Here is a 19,208-nt window from a genome sequence, read left to right as displayed (position 1 = left end):
AGAGTGTCAGCGGGTTCAGCGAAGAACCGACGCAGTGCTTTTTACTGATTATGGCACGGCATGGAGCCATCTAAATATATTAGAGCGATAATTTCAATACTAATATTGTAATTTTGATTCTAGTGTTACCTAAGGTAACCAGGTGGGGCGCTGTTTAACCTTAGGTGACAGGTAGCGAGTATTCGAAATTGACGATATTTTAGGATAACCCTTCGATATTTACTGTTAAAATGGTGTTAAAGCTCTATTAATGTGCCATATATGGCAATAAAACCATGGTAATTGCCTTTGTGGTGCATTTTCTTTTGAATGACTTAAGTCTAGCGATGATAGTGTGAACCTATATTTTAGTAGCCCCATGATTGATTATATTTTTAGAATTGTTATTATAAATAAGACATGAGAGGCAGTTGATGACTCTTCACTACATAATCGGCGGGAGACAGCGCTTTGCCAACTAAACTAATGCGGCTGGGGTTCGATGATCGGATCCTCAGCAATAAACACTTTCAGCCTATTGCACTCAATGACAATACTGTCGGTTTTAATTTGGGGGTTTATCTGAATTATTACCGCGGGGTGGCTATTTCCTGTATTGATAAGCTGGAACTTTCAGTGAATGGCAAGTCTGTTCCTGAACACTTTATCTGTGTGGTTATCAATGAAAAGAAATTTACGGTTGCACAGCTCAAGGATCTGTATTCCGAGTTTTGGGGGATTCGCAATAAGATTGATCTTGAAGTTTACAACGGTGGACTGCCGCCCGGTGAGCATGATATTGAATTGACCCTGGAGTTGCGCAACCCATATATGCGCTTTGCGCCCAGAGTTTACGGGATGTTCGACAGCTCCGCCCACAAAACCATGACTCTGGCGCAAGAGGTAAAAACATTATGAGTGATGTAGTAGATTTTGGTGTATCGCTGTACGGATTTACGGAAAACTGGATCAACAACCCCGAATATCAATTGGAAGATATGTTTCGGGAGCTGCAGCAACTGGGTATAAAAAAGTTTGAGATCGTCGGATCTCAAGTATTCAGTGATTACCCACTGCCGAAACAGGAAGAAATCGATCAGATACTGTCCCTGTGTAAGCAGTACGATGTAGAACCGTTCAGTTACGGCGGCTATATTGATGTCGGCCGTTATTCTGATCATGACATGACAGATCAGGAGATTCTCAACGAAGTCACCTATGAGCTGTTGACAGCACATCGCCTGGGCTGTCCGATGATGCGAGGGGGGGCCGTTCCCAATCATCTGCTGAAGCCCGTCGCTCAAATGGCAGAGTTTTACAATGTCCGCATTGGTTTTGAAGTTCACGCACCCAGTAAACCCGGTGATGCCAATATACAGGAAACCCTGGCGGCGATTAAAGAAACTGGCTCCTCGCATTTAGGGTTTGTACCCGATTTCGGCTGTTTTATTACCAAACCGAACCCTCTGATGGTTGAACGCTATCTGAGCCTGGGTGCGGATAAAGCATTGATTGATTTTATTGTCGCCAACCGCCATACCGGTTTCAACGAAGACACAATGAGCGAGAAAATCAAAAGTATGGGTGGTGGTGACGCGGAACTGTATGCGATCAGTGAGCTTTTTGGTTTTCTGAGTTTCGCGGAGTCTGCCGACCTGGAAGGCTTTAAGTCACTGCTGCCGTACTCGTTATACTTCCATGCCAAGTTTTACCATATTGGTGAGGATTGTGTAGAAACCACCATACCTTATAAAGAACTGTTGACCATGATTGCCGAGTCCGATTTTAGTGGCACCATTATGACCGAGTACGAAGGGCACTGTTTTTATCTAAATGATGCGTCAGAACAAATTGAACGTCATCTTAAGATGGAAAAAGAGATACTGTCCAGTCTCGCAGCGTAAGCTGCATTTTATCGGGTCATCTTGTCACCAAACTCCAGACATTGGCTTCAGATGCTGTTTCTAACCCAGGATGAGCCTCAGATTCCGGTTTGGATTCCAGGTACAGGTTGTCCCGATCTACTAATAACAACCACATGCCTCGTTGTATGAAAGGTGATCTTCCATGAAGCGCAGAGATTTTTTGAGTCGTTTAACTCTTGCTCTATCCCTCCCGTCGTCACTTTACATTTGCTCGGCATCTGCTCAGATATTGCGCAGGCCGACACCGACATCAGCAGCCAGCTTGACACTTTTAAATAACCACATCGTGCTATTGGAAAAAGCCTGTGAAGCGATAATTCCACAGACAGAGACTCCGGGGGCCCGCGCTGCCGATGCGCATGGCTTTATTGAGCTTCTGTTTCGCGACTGGATGCTGGAAGAAGAGCAGCTGGATTTTGTGAAGGGATTAGATACGTTACAAGCGAATCTTCAATCTACCTCAGGTAAAACCTTAGCAAACCTGGAAGATAGTGATATGTCCTCTTTGATGGAGCTTGAAGCACGGGTATTAATTCAGCCGGAACACTCCATATACCAGTCATTTTTCAAACAGTTAAGAGCTTTCACAATCATTGGTTATTACACCTCGGAAATGGGTCAAAAAGAAGAGTTGCAGGTTCAATATGGTGCCGGACAAAATACGGACATTGGACCCGCCATGGCACAAACCTATTCGGCCTGATTCCAGAAATTTCAATAATTTATCAAACCGGAAGTGAACCATGGCAAAGAAAGTATATGATGCGATTGTAGTAGGCTCGGGTATTACCGGAGGCTGGGCTGCCAAGGAATTGTGTGAGAGAGGCTTGAAAACTCTCATGATTGAGCGCGGTCGCAACGTGGAGCACGTTAAAGATTACACGACGGAACTTAAGCAGCCCTATGAGTTTCGTTACCGCTTGTTGGGTGATAAACGACGTTATCAACGGGATCACTTTATTCAAAATCAAAGTGATCATTTTACCGAAGCCACCGAACATTTTTTCATCAACGACCGTGAAAATCCCTACACCCATCCGGAGAAAAAACCTTTCCTGTGGTTTCGAGGACATCAGTTGGGCGGTAAATCCCTGACCTGGGGTCGGCAAAGTTACCGCATGAGCCCTGTCAACTTTGAAGAAAATCTCAAGGACGGACACGGTACCGATTGGCCCATCCGTTACGAGGATCTTGATCAATGGTATGGGTACGTTGAAAAATTTATTGGTGTCAGTGGCGAACGGCTGAACAACCCCATGGGGCCGGATGGTGATTTTTTGCCGCCCATGAAAATGAACATCCTGGAACAGAAAATGTCGAAGAAAATTGCGGATCACTACCCGGATCGGCAGTTGAGCATTGCCAGAATGGCTAATCTGACACAGGTTCATAATGGCCGGGCTCCATGTCAATACCGTAACCTGTGTGCCAGAGGTTGTTCATTCGGCGCTTATTTTTCAACGCAGAGCTCCACGCTCCCAGCGGCACAAAAAACCGGAAATCTTGACGTGGCTACAGACAGTGTAGTCACCCGAATTTTGTATGACGCAAACACAAACCGTGTTACGGGTGTTCGTATTATTGACACCAATACTCGTGAAGAAAAAGACTATCACAGCCGTATTGTTATGCTGTGCGCCTCTGCGTTCGAATCTGTGCGTTTGCTGTTGAATTCAGCGAACGAACGGTTCCCACATGGTCTCGCCAATAACAGTGGCGTATTGGGTCAATATGTTATGGACCACTTCCCGTCCAATTTGGTAATGGGGGATCTGGATGGTCCCGATGTACCGAATTATATGGGGGGGAGGGCGGCACCACTTTATGTCCCTCGTTTCCGCAATACTGGAAACGACCGACAGCCGTACCAGCGCGGATACCAGATCAATGGCTCCACCACCAAAAGTAACTGGAACCGTGGTTTACACGGTTCAGACATCGGGGTATCCCTGAAAGAAAGTCTGAAAAAACCCAAGTGGTCAATCTTTTTACTGGCACAGTGTGAGCCACTTCCGCAAGCACACAACCGGTTAACCATCAATTCCAATGTTCATGATGAGTGGGGGGTTCCAGTCTTGGACATTGATGTGAGCTATGGAGAAAACGCTGAAAAAATGCGCTCAGAAGCCACACAGACGATTGTAGAAATGATGACTGTAGCCGGTGTTAAAAACATTCGTACTATACCCATTGATCCGGTACCCGGAACCGCTATTCACGAAATGGGTGGTGCACGCATGGGACGGGATCCCCAATCCTCGGTGTTAAACCAGTGGAATCAGGCACACGATATTCCGAACCTGCTGGTGACCGACGGAGCTGCTATGGCTTCCGCGGGCAACTCTAACCCGTCTTTAACCTATATGGCGCTTACCGCTCGAGCTTGTGCGCACATTGCCGAAGAATTTCACGCCGGTCGTATTTAAGCCTTTTACCTATTTAAGTGGAGCTGAAAATGACGATTCAATATACCCCAAAATCCATGAAGCTCAGTGTGTTGACTGCAGCTCTGCAGGAGCTGACGCCTCGAGAGTTGCGTGATCAGGATCCGGACCTGGCGATTGAAGAATGGTTGGCATTTTCACAAGAAATTGGTTCACCTTATATTCAGTTGTCTTCGGCGCTGCACCCTTCAGTTTCCGATATTCCCGCAGAAGTAATGCTGGACCCAGTCGCCAATACTCTGGATCTGCGTCAGCCTTTCAATCAACATCGTGCACGTCGGGTTGCAGAGGCTATGAAATGCACAGGTGTGGGACTCTCGGACCTGGCCTATTTTGACAATATGCTGGTCAATGATCGTAATGAGCGGGTCAAAAAGCACGAGTTTATGTTGCGAGTATTTGATGCCGCAGTTTTGATGGGTACAGACGCTGTTTGTGGCTTTGTGGGACGCAATCCTAGCTTGTCCATGGACCAGAACCTGAAGATGTTTGAGCAAGAGTTTGTCCCTTTGTTGAAAGCTGCCAAAGACCGGGGATTGTCTTTCCGCGTTGAACAGTGCCCGATGCCAGGCTGGAATACCACTGATCACTGGCACAACAACATTGCCTATGCCCCCGGCCCCTGGATTGCCCTGCATCGTATTTGTGAAAAGCACGGTGTTGGCGATCAATTCCGTATTCACTACGATCCGTCCCATGCAGTGTTGATGGGCCAGGACACGCGTTCCATATTCCAGTATCTGAAAGACGCGGGATATGGATTCTTGATCGGTGGTTTTCATGTTAAAGGGCAGGTCATCGATGCCAAAGGAGTTTCAGGTTGGGGCTATGGTGGCCAGACACTGGAACGCGGTGACTGGAAGGACGACAAGCCCTCTGACAATCCGGCTGATCAGGTGCATGCCTGGAAAAAACAAACAATCTTATGCGAGCACGAACTGCCGGGCACCGCCCGTCATGACCCTTTGGCGTATTTACAAAATCGTAGCGTTGATTGGCTGGATCATCAGCTGGCAGCCAGGGAACTGCTGGATCTAGATCCTGCAGAGACGTATTTGGTTGTTGAACATGAATACCCACCTGCGCGAATTCAGGATAAAAGCCGGTTAAAGCCTTTGCTTAAAGGATCGGTCGATTTTTGTCAGGCCATTGATCATGCTGCCGCCGCCATGTACGCCATGCAGCAAGAAATCATGCCGGAGCTGGAAATCCCGGTACAAGGGTTTGGGCGGCAAGCTTACCGGTCATGAGGAATAATGATGGAAATTACTAATCTTGACAATGTCCGCAAACGACGTTTGCGAGGCGGAATTGTAGGTGGTGGCAAGGGAGCTTTTATCGGTGCAATTCACCGCATTGCCGTCGAGCTGGATGGTCAGGCACAGATTATTGCCGGAGCAATGTCATCCGATCCGGAGATTGCACGCAGCAGTGCAGAAGACTGGTTTCTGTCACGCTGGTACGACAGCTATGAGGTCATGGCGCAGGAAGAGGCCGCCCGTGAAGACGGAATTGATTTCGTCATCATTGTGACCCCGAACCATTTGCATGTTCCGGTTGCCAAAGCGTTTTTGCAAGCAGGTATTCACGTGATGTGTGATAAACCCGTTGCGGTATCTCTGGCCGAAGCAGAAAGTTTGGCTGCAGTGGTTGAGACATCCGGCTCGTTATTTGGCTTGACTCATACCTACACCGGCTACCCCTCGATGCGGGAGGCCCGGCAGTTGATCGCAGACGGTGCGTTGGGTCAGTTGCGTAAAGTGCTGGTCGAATATCAACAGGATTGGTTGATGGAGCCGCTCGAACAGGATCCCGCTGCCAAACAAGCGCAGTGGCGTACCGATCCTGCCCGCGCCGGCATCAGCTGTTGTGTGGGGGATATAGGCAGTCATGCAGCCAATTTGCTGGAGTTTGTCAGTGGTAAACAGATTGAGTCGCTGTGTGCAGATCTCAGCGCTTTCGTACCCGGTCGACAACTCGATGATGATGCCAATATGCTGCTTCGACTGAAAGGTGGCGCTAAAGGAGTACTGAGCTGTTCTCAGGTCGCGTGCGGTGAAGAAAATAATCTGAACATTCGAGTCTACGGTGATAAAGCCGGACTGGAGTGGCATCAACAGGAGCCTAATACGCTGTTATTCAAGCCCGCTGGGCAACCGTGGCAAAAACTGCGTACAGGTGTCAATCTGCAAAGCGAACAAGCACAACGGTTAACCCGAACGCCAGGCGGGCACCCAGAAGGGTATCTGGAGGCGTTTGCCAATCTCTACCAGTTGTTTTTGAGTGATGTGAGACATGCGCTACAGGACGAACCCCTTTCTGGCGGCTATCCAACGATCAATGACGGGTTGCGTGGGATGCGTTTTATTGAGCAAGCTGTTGCCAGCTCTAAAGCCGGCAGTATTTGGAAGGAGATACCTTGATGAAGCGTCGAAAATTTATTCAAGCCAGTGGCCTGGGGTTGCTATCAATAACCTCAGCCAGTCAGGTCTGGAGTGCGCTTGAGGGTGTCGATAAAACCACCCTGGCATCTGCGGAACTGTTGGCGGATCTGGATGCGCTGTGCGACCTGATGATTCCCGATACTGATACCCTGGGCGCTAAATCAGTGGGGGTTGCACCCTGGCTAATTATCGCCAGTGAACATGAGCTGGAAGGCGCCAATAGCTCGACGCTGACGAACTTTCTCAACGTATTAAGTCCATCAGGTTCTTTTGCTGAAGTTCCGCAAAGTGATCAGATAAAGCGATTATCCGAGGTCGATGCACAAGCGTTTAAAGAGTATTCTGATAGTGAAATCGCAACGCTGTGGCGCACGGTCAAAGCGTTAATATTAACGGGCTATTACAGCTCTAAGGTCGGCGCTTCAGAAGAATTACGCTACAAACTGATTCCCGGTCATCTGTTGCCTGAAGTAGATATTACACAAGATGAGAGTGCTAACCGAGCCTGGTCGAGTGATTGGATGGCCGGCAAGCTATAAGGCGACATGAAAATGAATCAAACACAGAATACAGATTTTGATGCGATCGTAGTGGGCTCGGGCATCACCGGTGGGTGGGCAGCAAAAGAGCTGACCGAAAGAGGCCTAAAGGTTCTTCTGCTCGAGCGTGGGCCAATGATTGAGCATGGCTCAGGATATAAAACGGAATTTAAAGCACCGTGGGAGCTACCCTACCGAGGGGAGGGGGACCAGAAACAGTGGAAACAGGACGCGTTCATTCAAAGCAAAAATTTCCAACTGGATGAATGGAACAGGCATCATTTCGTCAACGATAAAGAACACCCTTACCAGACCACTGCTGACAATGGCTTCAAATGGTTACGCAGCTATCAGTTGGGTGGCCGTTCTCTCACTTGGGGACGACAGTGTTATCGCTGGGGGGATGGTGATTTTAAGGCGAACCAGCAGGATGGTCATGGTGTCGATTGGCCGATTCGCTATAAAGATGTTTCACCTTGGTATGATCGGGTGGAATCCTTTATCGGGGTGTCTGGTGCCGCAGAAAATTTGGAGCAATTACCCGATGGGCAATTTCAGAAGCCCATGGCGCTGTTTCCGCCTGAAACTGCATTACGTCAGAAATTACAAACTCACTATCCTGAGCGGTGTCTGACCATAGGCCGTACCGCTAACATGACGGAAGCTAAGTCGGGTCGCTCACCGTGTCAATATCGGGATATTTGTTCACGCGGGTGTTCGTTTGGTGCGTATTTTTCGACCCAAAGCTCCACTTTGCCTGCGGCGAAAGCCACAGGAAACCTGACGCTGATGACCGATGCGCTGGTGGATAAGGTTCGCTATGACGAATCTGCAGGTCGAATCACGGGGGTGGATGTGATCAATACCTCCGATCGATCTCGCAAGCACTACACCGCAAAGATAGTGTTTCTGTGCGCAGGATCTGTCAATTCAGTCGGCTTATTGCTTCGCTCACGATCGGATGCCTTCCCCAACGGTCTGGCTAATCGTAATGACGTACTGGGGCGTTATTTTATGGATCATGCCAACTCCATGGGAGCGGTGGCTGTCATCCCAGGCTTTGAAAAATACTATTACGAAGGTAATCGGCCTACCGGTATTGTCATCCCACGCTTTCGAAACCTCAGTTCCGCGTCTGGCGACGGCACCGATTTTACTCGTGGTTATTCCTATCAAGGCGGAGCCTATCGTCCAACTTGGACACGAGGGAAACGAATGGCGGGCTTAGGGCAGGATTTTAAAAATGAGTTGCGCAAACCTGGGACTTGGATGTTTGCTTTAACCGTCTTTGCTGAATCCCTTCCCAGAGCCAGTAATAGGATCACGCTCAGCAATAAAACCGATCAGTACGGAGTGCCGCAAGTTAACATCGACTTTTCCCATGGGGAAAATGAGCATGCTGCACTGAGGGATGCTGAAAAAGAAGCGAGAAAAATGATGGATCTGTTGGGCGGGCATGTGGTGATGTCATCTAATCAACCAGGGCCAGGTGGCATGTCCATCCATGAAATGGGTGGCGCCCGAATGGGGCGGGATCCTCGAACATCAACTTTGAATGGCTTTAATCAAGTCCATGACATTTCAAACTTGTTTGTCACCGATGGTGCCGCAATGGCGTCCTCAGCGTGTCAAAATCCTTCTCTGACCTATATGGCACTTACTGCGCGGGCTGCAAATTACGCCGCCGATCAGCTGCTTAATGGGTCTATTTAGCGCCCCTAATCGTGAGCGTCACCCTTTGGTAACGCTCATACCTGTTGATAAGAAATCATTTATGCAAGGCCCAACAAAAAACCGCCAATCGGTTGCGTTTATCTTTTTGACCATTCTGATCGACAGCATTGGTATCGGTCTACTTATCCCGGTTATCCCGGAATTGATTCAGCAGCTCGGCGGTGTATCAATCACTGATGCAGCGGTGTGGGGCGGGGCAATTACTGCTCTGTTTGCCACTATGCAGTTTCTTTGTGCGCCACTGTTGGGAAATCTCAGTGATCACTTTGGTCGAAGACCTGTGCTGTTGGCGTCGCTGATGGCTTTTGGGATTAATTATATTTTAATGGGTTTCGCTCCCAGTCTGCTTTGGTTATTTGTGGCACAGGCATTTGCGGGAATATTTGGTGCAACACCCAGCGTTGCAGCGGCGTACATTGCCGATGTGACTCCACCAGCTGAGCGAGCCAAACGCTTCGGGATACTGGGTGCTGCTTTTGGACTGGGCTTTATTATCGGGCCTGTCTTGAGCGGTCTGGTTTCAGAATGGGGGCTAAGGGTGCCATTTTTTGTCGCAGCCGGACTGTCATTCTTGAATGTTTGCTATGGGTATTGGGTGTTGCCTGAGTCCCTGCAACATGAACATCGACGAAGCTTTCAATGGTCTCGCGCCAATCCCTGGGGCGCTTTTGTGCATATACGTCAATTTTCCGGACTGGCGCCTTTACTACTGGCTATGCTGTTGTTGCAACTTGCCCTGCAAACCGTACCGGTTACCTGGCCTTACTTCACCGGTTTCCGGTTTGACTGGGGTCCCAGAGAAGTCGGTATGTCGTTGGGACTCTACGGTTTGGTGGGCGTCATTACCCAAGGTTTTTTGATGGGGAGATTGGTTCATCGTTTTGGGGATGATAAAACGGCTTGTATAGGATTGTGTCTGATTGCATTCAGCCTGTTGGGGCTCGCTATTGTGACCGATATTGGTCTTTTGCTGATGCTGATCATTCCCAGCGCCATGGGGTTTATGACCAATGGCGCCATCAATGGTTATCTTTCCCGTCAATTGCCAGCCAATGAGCAAGGTGGCTTGCAGGGGACTGTGACGGCAATCAATAGTTTGGCATCAATGGTAACGCCTTTGTTGATGCCTTGGTTATTCAGTTTTTTTGCGACTGTGGCAACGCCTGTGTCATTGTCGGGTGTGCCCTATGTGTTGGGCGCAGGTCTGGCTCTGTGCTCTTTAGTGTTAGTAATAAGGTTAAAAAAATGATGACTCCAATTAAAGCAGTGTTAGTGTCAGCCACCGGTGGCTTTTTGCTGATGATGGGTCTGGTTGCAACTGCCGATGATTTGTATCAAAAGTTTGCAACCCCCCAACCTTCCACCGCACCCCATGTCTGGTGGCATTGGCGCAATGGTGCCATTAATGAACAGGAGGCCATAAACGATCTCGAATGGCTGCATAAGACTGGCATAGGTGGCGTACAATTATTTGAAGCCGGGATGGGCACACCTGCACCGGCACACAAACGTGTTATTTATGGCTCGAAAGCCTGGCAAAACGTGCTGTCCAGTACTACTGACAAAGCCCATGCACTGGGCCTGGATTTTGCCATTACCACATCGCCGGGTTGGAGTGCCACCGGAGGTCCCTGGGTCAAACTTGAAGATGCCATGAAAAAACTGGTGTGGTCAAAAGTTCGTGTAACGGGAGGCAAACGCCTGCAGGTTTCAGTACCCCGGCCACCATCGGTTGCTGGGCCTTATCAGGATATTCCTCTGGCAGGCTTGGGAGAACACGCTCATTCAGTGGCCGATTTTTATCGTGATATCGCGGTCTTGGCAATCCCGGTTAATAATCAGGACCTAGCGCCGTTGCAGATGACCACCAGTGCACAGGTTGAGAATATTGAGTCCTTGCAGGATAAGGCATTCTGGCCGGCACAATCGCTACCCAGTGATGAGCAGGGTAATGCCTGGTTGCAGTTATCCGCAGTAGAGCCGATCACAGTACAGGGGGTGACTCTGGGCTTACCGGATCCCAGAGGATTTGGCACTGGGCAGCCTCCAACAGCCAAATTCCAGTACAGCCACGATGGCAAAATCTTCAAAACAGTGTCCGAGATGCAACCTACGAGATCACTGGTTCGCAGCGCTTCATTTACACCTGTCACCGCGAAGTATTTCCGCGTGTTACTGACTCCCAGTGACAAGCCGGGCTTTATGGCTTCATTACACTATGCCACAGGTGCGAAGAAGCTGCCCATGCCAGTCAAGTTGGAGCAGTATGCGATCTCTGAAGTAAAGCTTCACACCAGCCCCAGAGTCAATGCACTGGAAGAGAAAGCGGGCTTTGCCGCTGCCGAGGATTACTATGCGGTGGCAACTGAAGACGGAGTGAAAGCCGGGGCTTCTTTGAATCAGGTTAAGGATGTCACTGCATTCATGGATGTCGATGGACGATTGAATTGGGAAGCGCCAGCGGGGCAGTGGAAAATCATTCGCCTGGGCTACTCCTTGACCGGCCACCATAATGGCCCGGCACCAGAGGAAGCGACGGGGTTGGAGGTCGATAAATTATCCGCAGAAAAAGTGGCCGCTTACCTGGAGCAATACGCCCGACATTATTACTCCAACGGGCAGTTGCAACAGGGAATCACTGGCCTTCTCAGTGACAGTATTGAATCAGGGCCGCAAAACTGGACCGACAATTTCATTGAAGACTTTCAGAGACTTCATGGATACGACCCTTTGCTCTGGCTTGTGAGCCTGACCGGTGAGGTCATAGAAAGCGCTGCAGCTACGGATCGGTTCTTGTGGGACTTTCGCCAGACCATCGCAGAACTGCTACAAGAAAATCACTATCAGGTCATCGCTGACTTTGCGCGCAAGCATGGACTCACCTATTACGCCGAAGCATTAGAGGATCATCGTCCTCAATTGGGCAATGATCTGGATATGCGTTCAGTCGCCGATGTTCCCATGGGTGCTTTCTGGTTTTACCCCGAGGGCACCCAGCCCAAGGCGACCTATTTGATGGATGTCAAAGGTGCAGCGTCAGTGGCCAATGTGTATGGCAAGCCGATTGTCGCCACCGAGGCAATGACCACATTTGGTTATCCTTGGGCTGTGGGTCCCAAAGAGCTGAAGGTTGCCGCCGACCAGGCGATGATACTGGGAGCCAATCGATTGATGCTGCACAGCTCGGTTCATCAAGCCGAGGGTAAGACTTACACTCCGGGCATGAGCCTGATGCCGTTATTAGGGCATTATTTCAATCGCAATATGGCCTGGGCTGACCAGGCAAAAGGCTGGGTCGATTATTTGACACGGGCTCAAACTTTGCTGCAGCAGGGTCATCGTGTTACGGATTTTGCTTATTTTATTGGCGAAGAGGCACCCGTTACGGCCTTGTTTGGTGATAAAACTCCGAATATACCCACGGGTTACGATTATGATTTCATTTCAGCTAAAGGTCTGTCACAGCTCAAGGTTAAAGATTCGGTCTTGTTCAACCGCAGCGGGGGGAGCTATCGATTTTTGTATCTGGGTGGATCCAGCCGTTTTATGACTCTGTCCACATTACAAAAATTGTTAGCCATTGCTCGGCAAGGCGTCGTTATCACAGGGGCCAAACCTATGGCCAGCCCCTCGCTTGCGGATGACCCGCAAAAGGTCCAACAAGCCATACAGCAGTTATGGGCGCTGCCAAATGTTCACGAGAGTCTATCCGCCAGTCAGGCTATCTCCCAACTGGGCATCTCTCCGCAATGGCATTTTGATGTCAATTCGTCCGGTGCGGCAGCACCACAGCGCGCATCACTCTGGGGGCAGGCACGGGAGATTGATGACCGCACGATTATGTTTTTGGTGAACAGTTTGAATCAACCGTTGACGGGACAGCTGACTCTGGCTAAAAAAGGAGTAAATCCGGAGCTTTGGTATCCCATGAGTGGAGTAAGATCGACACCTGACTGGGTATCAACGGATGAAGAAGTTAAGGTCTCGCTTAACCTTGCGCCTCATGAATCTGTATTCCTGGTGTTGAATGAAGCGCAGAAACCTTCACTACAAGTTGACTCAGACATTTCCGTTGTCCAAAAGACTATTCCATTGATATCGGATTGGCAATTTTCGACAGATGCCCATTATGGGCCTGAAATTTCCCTGACGCTGAATAAACTGAAGTCCCTGTCTCGGTTTGATGATGAACGTCTTAAATACTTTAGCGGGGTTACTCATTATCACAACCAGTTTATGTTGACACAAAATGATGTGAATAAAAGCCAGCAGCTGTTGTTGGAAATTGCAAATATCGGTGATATTGCTGATGTCAGTATCAATGGTCACAGTGCAGGCACCTTGTGGACATGGCCTTACACACTGAATGTCACGGACTTTGTCAGGGCAGGGCAGAATCAGCTATCCATAACAATCAGCAATCTTTGGAGTAATCGGTTGATCGGTGTTGCAGTCGATACCGAAAAAGGAATTCCTCACCATAATATGCCACTGGTGTATTCTCCCGACGCACCACTCAGACCGTCAGGATTGATAGGGCCAGTCAACATAGTGGTAAAGCACAGTGGTAGTTTATGATCAAAAATATAAGAGAGGGAAGTAATATGAGTATATCAAAGAGTATCGTTGGTTTTTTGATGCTGAATACTTTGTTTTTTAGTACTGTTGGAATGGCTGATCTGGAAAACAAAAAACCTCAAAAAATAAGAACTATTGTTACAACAGATCCTGAGCTGGATGACAACAATTCTTTAATAAGACTTCTGCTATACACCCGCTCTGGCAGGATAGTTGACACCACTTTCAAGGAAGTGTACGACGCCGACAGCTCACCCCTCCCCTGATTTCCAAGATGACAGAAGCCGTTATCGGCTAGGTAGTGGAGTGGCAGTCACGCCCTCTGGACCCGGTCTACCCCATCGTCTACCTGGACTGTATCGTGGTAAAGTTCGGCAGGACAAGCAGGTGATCAACAAGGCAATCTACCAGGCTCTGGGCGTCATCTGGAAGGCCAGAAATAGCTGTTGGGCATGTGGCTCTCCTAGAATAAGGGTGCCAAGTTCTGGCTGGGCGTGCTCATTGAGCTCCAGAATTGCGGCGTGAAGGATATTCTGATCGCCTGTGTGGACGAGCTCAAGGACTTCCCTGACGTTATCAGCGCGGTTTACCCACAAGCGCAGATTCAGCTCTGCATAATTCCACATGGTACGCAACTCGATGAAGTATGTGCCGTGGAAGGACTGCAAGTCCGTGACAGTGATCTGAAGCGTATCTACCAGTCAGCCGCGGAGGAAGAGGCTCTACAGGCACTGGACGAGTTCGCTGGCCGCTGGAACGAGAAATCCCCCCATATCAGCTGCTTTTAGCGTAACCACTGGTCTAACCTGAGAACGTTATTCCGCTATCCCGCCGATACCCGAAAGGCGTCGATCTGCACCATCAACGCGATCGCATCCTTAAACAGCGTCATCCGCAGCGAAAGTTGTTCCCAACGTACGATTCAGCCCGGAAAGCGGTCTACCCCACTGTCATGGACGCGTCGAAGAAATGGACCATGCCGATTCGAAATGGAAGTCTGCATTGAACCGATTTATGATCGAGTTCGAGGAACGCATCAGCGATTACGTTCAACTCCGGCGGTTACACAGAATTAGTTACACCCTCTGTCCAGGCGAAGTTCAGTTTAATGCCCGCCCATCTCTAGCACGCCTCCTTGTTCCACAATCTGGCGGCGGAAAGCATTCGCAGTGAGTAACCACAGACACACCACTATGATCAAACCTCCAGCAGCCAGTACCGATGCACTGTGAGAATCGGTAAGGAACAACAGGGCTGACATCAGCAGCGGTGTGACAAAATTAGCCATGGTGTAAGTAAACCACCAAATCCCGGAAAAAGTTCCTCGTTGGTTGGGCTGAGCCAGACTCATCACATAGGTCATGGCGGTCACTAACATCATACCCCCCCCCATTTGCTGTATGACGGTACCTGCGCCAATGGTGATGGCGTTATTGCCCAGCGCCATGATGGCGAGACCGGCAGTCATGGTTCCCATTGCCATAGCCAGCACAGTGCCCACATTCCTGTGCTTCAGTAAACGAGCCAGCACCGCACCCGATGGACCCCCAACAACTAGGCCTAAAGCCATGATATTGGCATTCACAGACGGTGAATTCACACCTTGGTCTTGCAGGAGAAACGCCAGTTTTACCGGTGCGATATAGAACGCAACGGACCCGGTAATAGCAATAAGGACGATACGCAACGTAACAGGCCAACCGGGAAAGTTGGTTTTGTCAGCGGTAGCCGCCGGAGTCGAAGGCTCGCGCTCAATAACCGGTTCAAACAGGTAAATGACGGCGGCAACCAACACCAATAAGCTGAGACCGTACGAAGCAAACGTCAACCGCCAATCCATACTACCCAGCATACCAGTACCCGCAATAACCACAGCGCCGGCCCAAGGCATGGCAATATTGGTAATTGTGAACCATTTCTGCCGGTCATCACCGGTAAAATAATGCGACATGATCGCCATGCAGCACGTCACGATGCCAGCCTCAGCGATACCTACCAGCAGGCGGCTGATCAGGATCGCGTGCAGGGACTCGAGAAAAATCGGGGCAACCCCGGTTATGCCGTAGAAAGTGAGTGACACCAGTATCACAGGGCGATAGCCGATTCGATTGCCCAGCATCCCTGCCAGTGGAGATAAAAGGGCAAGGCATAATGCCGGCGCTGTTAATAATAAGGGGACGAGCACCTGAGAGTTCGGGGTGTCACTAAAATGTTGACTCATAACCCCTAAAATTGGGGCAATTAACACCGCGCCTAACATGGCGAAGAGCGGCAGCAGGGCGCAGACAATACCTTGTGCCGTGCCGGCAGTTTTGGGTTGGCTCATAAGACATACCTGATTGAGAGTAAGACTTCGGACTTCAAGGAACCAATCTTAATTAGAATTTATGTTCCATTATTTGAGCGAAGGATTACCTAACTGGAACCAAGAGTCAAATTAATTTTACGAGAGTATAGGGCTGAGGCGGGCGAGAAAAAGATAATCAAGTGGGCGAGCCGGTCAGGGCTCACTCCCGGATTTGATCTGGATTGCCCAGCAGGTAGTGCAAAGAAACATCACTGAGGTCGTCCAGAAGGGTCTCCCAGTCTCCTTCCTCAAGGGATTCATCCACGGTACCCAGACCTAAATAGCGAGACAGCGAGGCATAAACCAACCTGAAAACAAAATTGACGGCTCGCTCCGGATTAGGCTGGGTAATTTCGTCCCTACATTCCAGCAGAAGCTTTTCATAATCCCCGATATTTTGGACGGAGTGCTTGCGGCCAGTATCTGCCACGACCTCATCGACGATAGCAATTTCCATCAATGCGCGCAGAATGCCACGGTATTTGCGCAAAAACTCTGCAAAACCATGCACTACGGCGGGCATAAGCTGGCGGAGCGGAAGCTGCTGACGTCGAAGATTGTTAATCATAACGGCCGAATCGATATCCATCCGTTCAACTTCACGCTGTTGAATTTGCCGCACAAGGTCGTCTTTGCCCTTAAAGCGGTTGTAAATGGAGCCGATAGACACGTTGGAAACTTTGCTGACCTCTTGCAGGGTGAAGTCGGAGTATTTTTTTTCCGTTAACAACTTGGCGGCTGATGTCAGTAAACGCTCCAGAGATTCTCGGCTACGGGTTTGCTTGGGTTCCTTAGCGAAACGGTCGCCGCTTTTTTTGGTTTGTCTCATAGAGGGTCTTTTGCTGTCAGTTAGGCTCTTTCTGCCCGGAATATCGCTATTAAGCATCAGGCAGTGTTACGAATTAGAATTTTACTTTGGCCTGAGGTGAGGGGCAAGCAAAAGGGTGGGATTTAGACAGTCATCTTCACTTATTACAGCTCAGCGGCTACCTTCTGTATCTTCTCCCGCACCCAGCGATGCAGTGGATCATTCTCCATTGCCCGGTGCCACTGAATATGCTCTTGCATGGTGGGCAATTCCACTGGCGTGGGCAGCAGGCGGATAGGGAGATATTGCGCGTAATACTCGGCCAGGCGCTTGTGCATGGTGGCGATTCTGTTGGTGCCCAGCACCAGTTGTGGCAAGGTGTTGAAATCGCTGGTAATCACCTCAATACGGCGCTGAACGTCGTACTGCTTCATAAACCAGTCCTCGATGCTGAGCTGGCGACTGCTGCCAAACCCTACCGAGACGTGTCCCATCTCGATGTACTGCTCAAAGCTGATTTGTTCGCCGACCTGGCTGTTTTTTCCGCACACCACGCACACGTGCTCTTCCTCAAACAGCAATTCGGAGGGATGTCCCTCCACGGTGTAACGTTTGGGAACCAGCATTAAATCCACTTCGCCCCGTTCCAGCCGCAATTCATTTCCAGTGAAAGGACTCAGGATCTCGAAGGTCAATCCCGGGGCCTCCTCCTGCATGGAGCGCAGCACATCCCGCAACAAGACCGTGATAATGAAATCGGCACTGATCAGCCGAAAGTGACGCTTACTGGTGGACGGATCAAAGGTGCGCTTGGTGATGATGCTGGAACGAATCTTCAGCATCACTTCCCGCACCGGCTCCTGCAGCTCCAGCGCATAAGGGGTGGGCTGCATTTTGCGGCCCACCTGCACCAGCAGCTCATCGTCAAAGAAGGTTCGCAACCGTCGCAACACCCCACTGGTGGCTGACTGAGTCATGTTCAGTCGCTCAGCGGCGCGGGTGATATTGCACTCATCCAGGAGCACATCCAGTGCTACCAACAGATTCAGGTCAAGGTGTTCAAAACGCATCGGATCCGCTCTCTAGGGTACTTTGCCGGTATCCGGCAGTTTAATTATCATTTTCCCCAATACTTTCTATCGAACCTATCGGTATGTCAACTATAGCTGTTTCACCCATTGACGCCCTTTTGAGCCATCTAGTGCCTTGCGGCTGATGTATCACGATAGGCGATACATCGTATCGCAATAAGTGATTTTTAAAAGACTTCTGTTCGACGTAGTCTTTTCTGCATACACCGGAGAGAGCCGGTATACAGTAACGTTTCTTCCAACACTTATAAAAAACATAAATTCAGGTACCCATAATGAAGCTCGCTACCCTGAAGAATCAGACACCCGACGGTCGTTTGGTGCTGGTATCTCGCGACCTGACCAAGGCTGTAGATGTGTCCCATATCGCACCAACCATGCAGCAAGCGATTGAACGCTGGCAGGACGTCGAGCCCGCCCTGCGTGAACTGGAACAAGCCATAAACGTCAACACTCTGGATGGCGTGTTTGAATTTGACACCACCCAGGCGGCAGCTCCGTTGCCGCGTGCCTGGCAGTGGCTGGATGGGTCACTCTTTTTAAGCCACGGTGACCTGATGCAGCAGGCGTTTAATCACGCCCCCATCAAAGACGCCGACATCATCCCGTTGATTTACCAGGGGGCGGGGGACGATTTCCGGGGTCCGAATGATGACATCGTGTTGCCTGCCGAAGAGCACGGTATCGATTTTGAAGGCGAGTTCGCTGTGATCGTCGACGAAGTGCCGATGGGCACACCCGCCGATCGGGCCCTGGAGCACGTGCGTCTGATCACCATGGTGAACGATGTCAGCCTGCGCACTATGGCCCCGCGGGAAATGCAAACTGGCTTTGGTTTTGTGCAGGCCAAACCGTCCACCAGTTTTGCCGCCGTTGCCATTACCCCCGATGAGCTGGGGGATGCGTGGCGCGATGGTCGGGTTCACTTGCCGTTGCATGTGAGCTGGAATGGTGAGTGGTTTGGTCACCCCAATGGCGGCGCCATGCACTTTGGTTTTCACGAACTGATTGCCCACGCTGCGCTGACGCGACGCTTAAGTGCCGGCACAGTGCTTGGGTCAGGCACCGTCTCCAATTCGGATCGCAGTGTCGGCTCGGCCTGCATTTCCGAGCGACGCGCTATTGATGTCATTCAGTACGGTGAAATTCGTACCGGTTTTATGAAGTTCGGTGACCAGGTTCGAATTTCGGCGAGCTTGCCCGATGGCAGTGAACCTTTTGGCGCCATTGATCAGAAGATCGCGGTGTGCACCAAATAAAGAGGATCCGACCTGCGCAGGCAAGTGGATTGAATTGACGTGATGCAAGGCTTGTTGTGT

General features: G+C 50.0%; 16 protein-coding genes. 13 read left to right on the top strand and 3 right to left on the bottom strand.

The genetic code is table 11. The features are described from left to right. Positions 1 to 450: 450 nt before the first annotated feature. From G8770_RS17775 to G8770_RS17720, 12 genes are all read left to right on the top strand, one after another. Positions 451 to 897, top strand: a complete 447-nt coding sequence (locus tag G8770_RS17775; RefSeq protein WP_167189990.1) for a C-glycoside deglycosidase beta subunit domain-containing protein — start codon at positions 451 to 453, stop codon at positions 895 to 897. Beyond that, the gene (locus G8770_RS17770; protein ID WP_167189987.1) at positions 894 to 1,883 is read left to right on the top strand and encodes a sugar phosphate isomerase/epimerase family protein; all 990 of its coding nucleotides are present in this window, start codon (positions 894 to 896) and stop codon (positions 1,881 to 1,883) included. The genes G8770_RS17775 and G8770_RS17770 overlap by 4 nt, the downstream gene beginning before the upstream one ends. Before the next feature lie 163 nt (positions 1,884 to 2,046). Continuing rightward, positions 2,047 to 2,607: a gluconate 2-dehydrogenase subunit 3 family protein gene (locus tag G8770_RS17765; protein ID WP_167189984.1), complete on the top strand. Its 561-nt coding sequence runs from the start codon at positions 2,047 to 2,049 to the stop codon at positions 2,605 to 2,607. A gap of 40 nt (positions 2,608 to 2,647) precedes the next feature. After that, the gene (locus G8770_RS17760; protein WP_167189981.1) at positions 2,648 to 4,330 is read left to right on the top strand and encodes a GMC oxidoreductase; all 1,683 of its coding nucleotides are present in this window, start codon (positions 2,648 to 2,650) and stop codon (positions 4,328 to 4,330) included. A 29-nt stretch (positions 4,331 to 4,359) separates the two neighbouring features. Continuing rightward, positions 4,360 to 5,598 (top strand): sugar phosphate isomerase/epimerase family protein, encoded by a 1,239-nt coding sequence (locus G8770_RS17755; RefSeq protein ID WP_167189978.1) that lies wholly within the window; start codon positions 4,360 to 4,362, stop codon positions 5,596 to 5,598. A gap of 6 nt (positions 5,599 to 5,604) precedes the next feature. Further along, on the top strand, positions 5,605 to 6,771 hold the full coding sequence (locus G8770_RS17750) for a Gfo/Idh/MocA family protein (protein ID WP_243760553.1): 1,167 nt from the start codon (positions 5,605 to 5,607) through the stop codon (positions 6,769 to 6,771). Further along, positions 6,771 to 7,331, top strand: a complete 561-nt coding sequence (locus tag G8770_RS17745) for a gluconate 2-dehydrogenase subunit 3 family protein (RefSeq protein ID WP_167189975.1) — start codon at positions 6,771 to 6,773, stop codon at positions 7,329 to 7,331. The genes G8770_RS17750 and G8770_RS17745 overlap by 1 nt, the downstream gene beginning before the upstream one ends. A 12-nt stretch (positions 7,332 to 7,343) precedes the next feature. Next, positions 7,344 to 9,044, top strand: coding sequence for an FAD-dependent oxidoreductase (locus tag G8770_RS17740; protein ID WP_167189972.1), 1,701 nt, complete (start codon positions 7,344 to 7,346; stop codon positions 9,042 to 9,044). A gap of 61 nt (positions 9,045 to 9,105) precedes the next feature. Next, complete coding sequence (locus G8770_RS17735) at positions 9,106 to 10,314, top strand: TCR/Tet family MFS transporter (RefSeq protein ID WP_167189969.1); 1,209 nt, start codon at positions 9,106 to 9,108, stop codon at positions 10,312 to 10,314. Next, entirely contained in the window at positions 10,311 to 13,643 is a 3,333-nt protein-coding gene (locus G8770_RS17730) for a glycosyl hydrolase (protein ID WP_167189966.1), read from the top strand. The genes G8770_RS17735 and G8770_RS17730 overlap by 4 nt, the downstream gene beginning before the upstream one ends. A 26-nt stretch (positions 13,644 to 13,669) precedes the next feature. Beyond that, positions 13,670 to 13,909 carry a hypothetical protein gene (locus G8770_RS17725; protein ID WP_167189795.1) on the top strand — a complete coding sequence of 80 codons (240 nt, stop codon included), beginning with the start codon at positions 13,670 to 13,672 and terminating at the stop codon, positions 13,907 to 13,909. A 255-nt stretch (positions 13,910 to 14,164) separates the two neighbouring features. Further along, positions 14,165 to 14,431 carry a transposase gene (locus G8770_RS17720; RefSeq protein ID WP_341771168.1) on the top strand — a complete coding sequence of 89 codons (267 nt, stop codon included), beginning with the start codon at positions 14,165 to 14,167 and terminating at the stop codon, positions 14,429 to 14,431. Between the two features lie 317 nt (positions 14,432 to 14,748). Here the strand turns inward: G8770_RS17720 and G8770_RS17715 are convergent, their stop codons facing one another. From G8770_RS17715 to G8770_RS17705, 3 genes are all read right to left on the bottom strand, one after another. After that, a complete protein-coding gene (locus G8770_RS17715) occupies positions 14,749 to 15,969 on the bottom strand; it encodes an MFS transporter (RefSeq protein ID WP_167189960.1) in 1,221 nt (406 codons plus the stop codon). 181 nt (positions 15,970 to 16,150) lie between these two features. Then, positions 16,151 to 16,819 (bottom strand): TetR/AcrR family transcriptional regulator, encoded by a 669-nt coding sequence (locus tag G8770_RS17710; protein ID WP_167189957.1) that lies wholly within the window; start codon positions 16,817 to 16,819, stop codon positions 16,151 to 16,153. A 143-nt stretch (positions 16,820 to 16,962) separates the two neighbouring features. After that, on the bottom strand, positions 16,963 to 17,868 hold the full coding sequence (locus G8770_RS17705; protein WP_167189953.1) for a LysR family transcriptional regulator: 906 nt from the start codon (positions 17,866 to 17,868) through the stop codon (positions 16,963 to 16,965). Between the two features lie 296 nt (positions 17,869 to 18,164). Here G8770_RS17705 and G8770_RS17700 point away from each other — a divergent pair, with 296 nt between their 5' ends. Beyond that, complete coding sequence (locus G8770_RS17700; RefSeq protein WP_167189951.1) at positions 18,165 to 19,148, top strand: fumarylacetoacetate hydrolase family protein; 984 nt, start codon at positions 18,165 to 18,167, stop codon at positions 19,146 to 19,148. Positions 19,149 to 19,208 lie beyond the last annotated feature (60 nt).

It is taken from the genome of Pseudomaricurvus hydrocarbonicus (assembly GCF_011602365.1).
GTDB classification, from domain to species: Bacteria; Pseudomonadota; Gammaproteobacteria; order Pseudomonadales; family Cellvibrionaceae; genus Pseudomaricurvus; species Pseudomaricurvus hydrocarbonicus.
The sequence above is the reverse complement of the archived record's forward strand: the minus strand, read 5'-3'. Positions and strand labels throughout refer to the sequence as shown.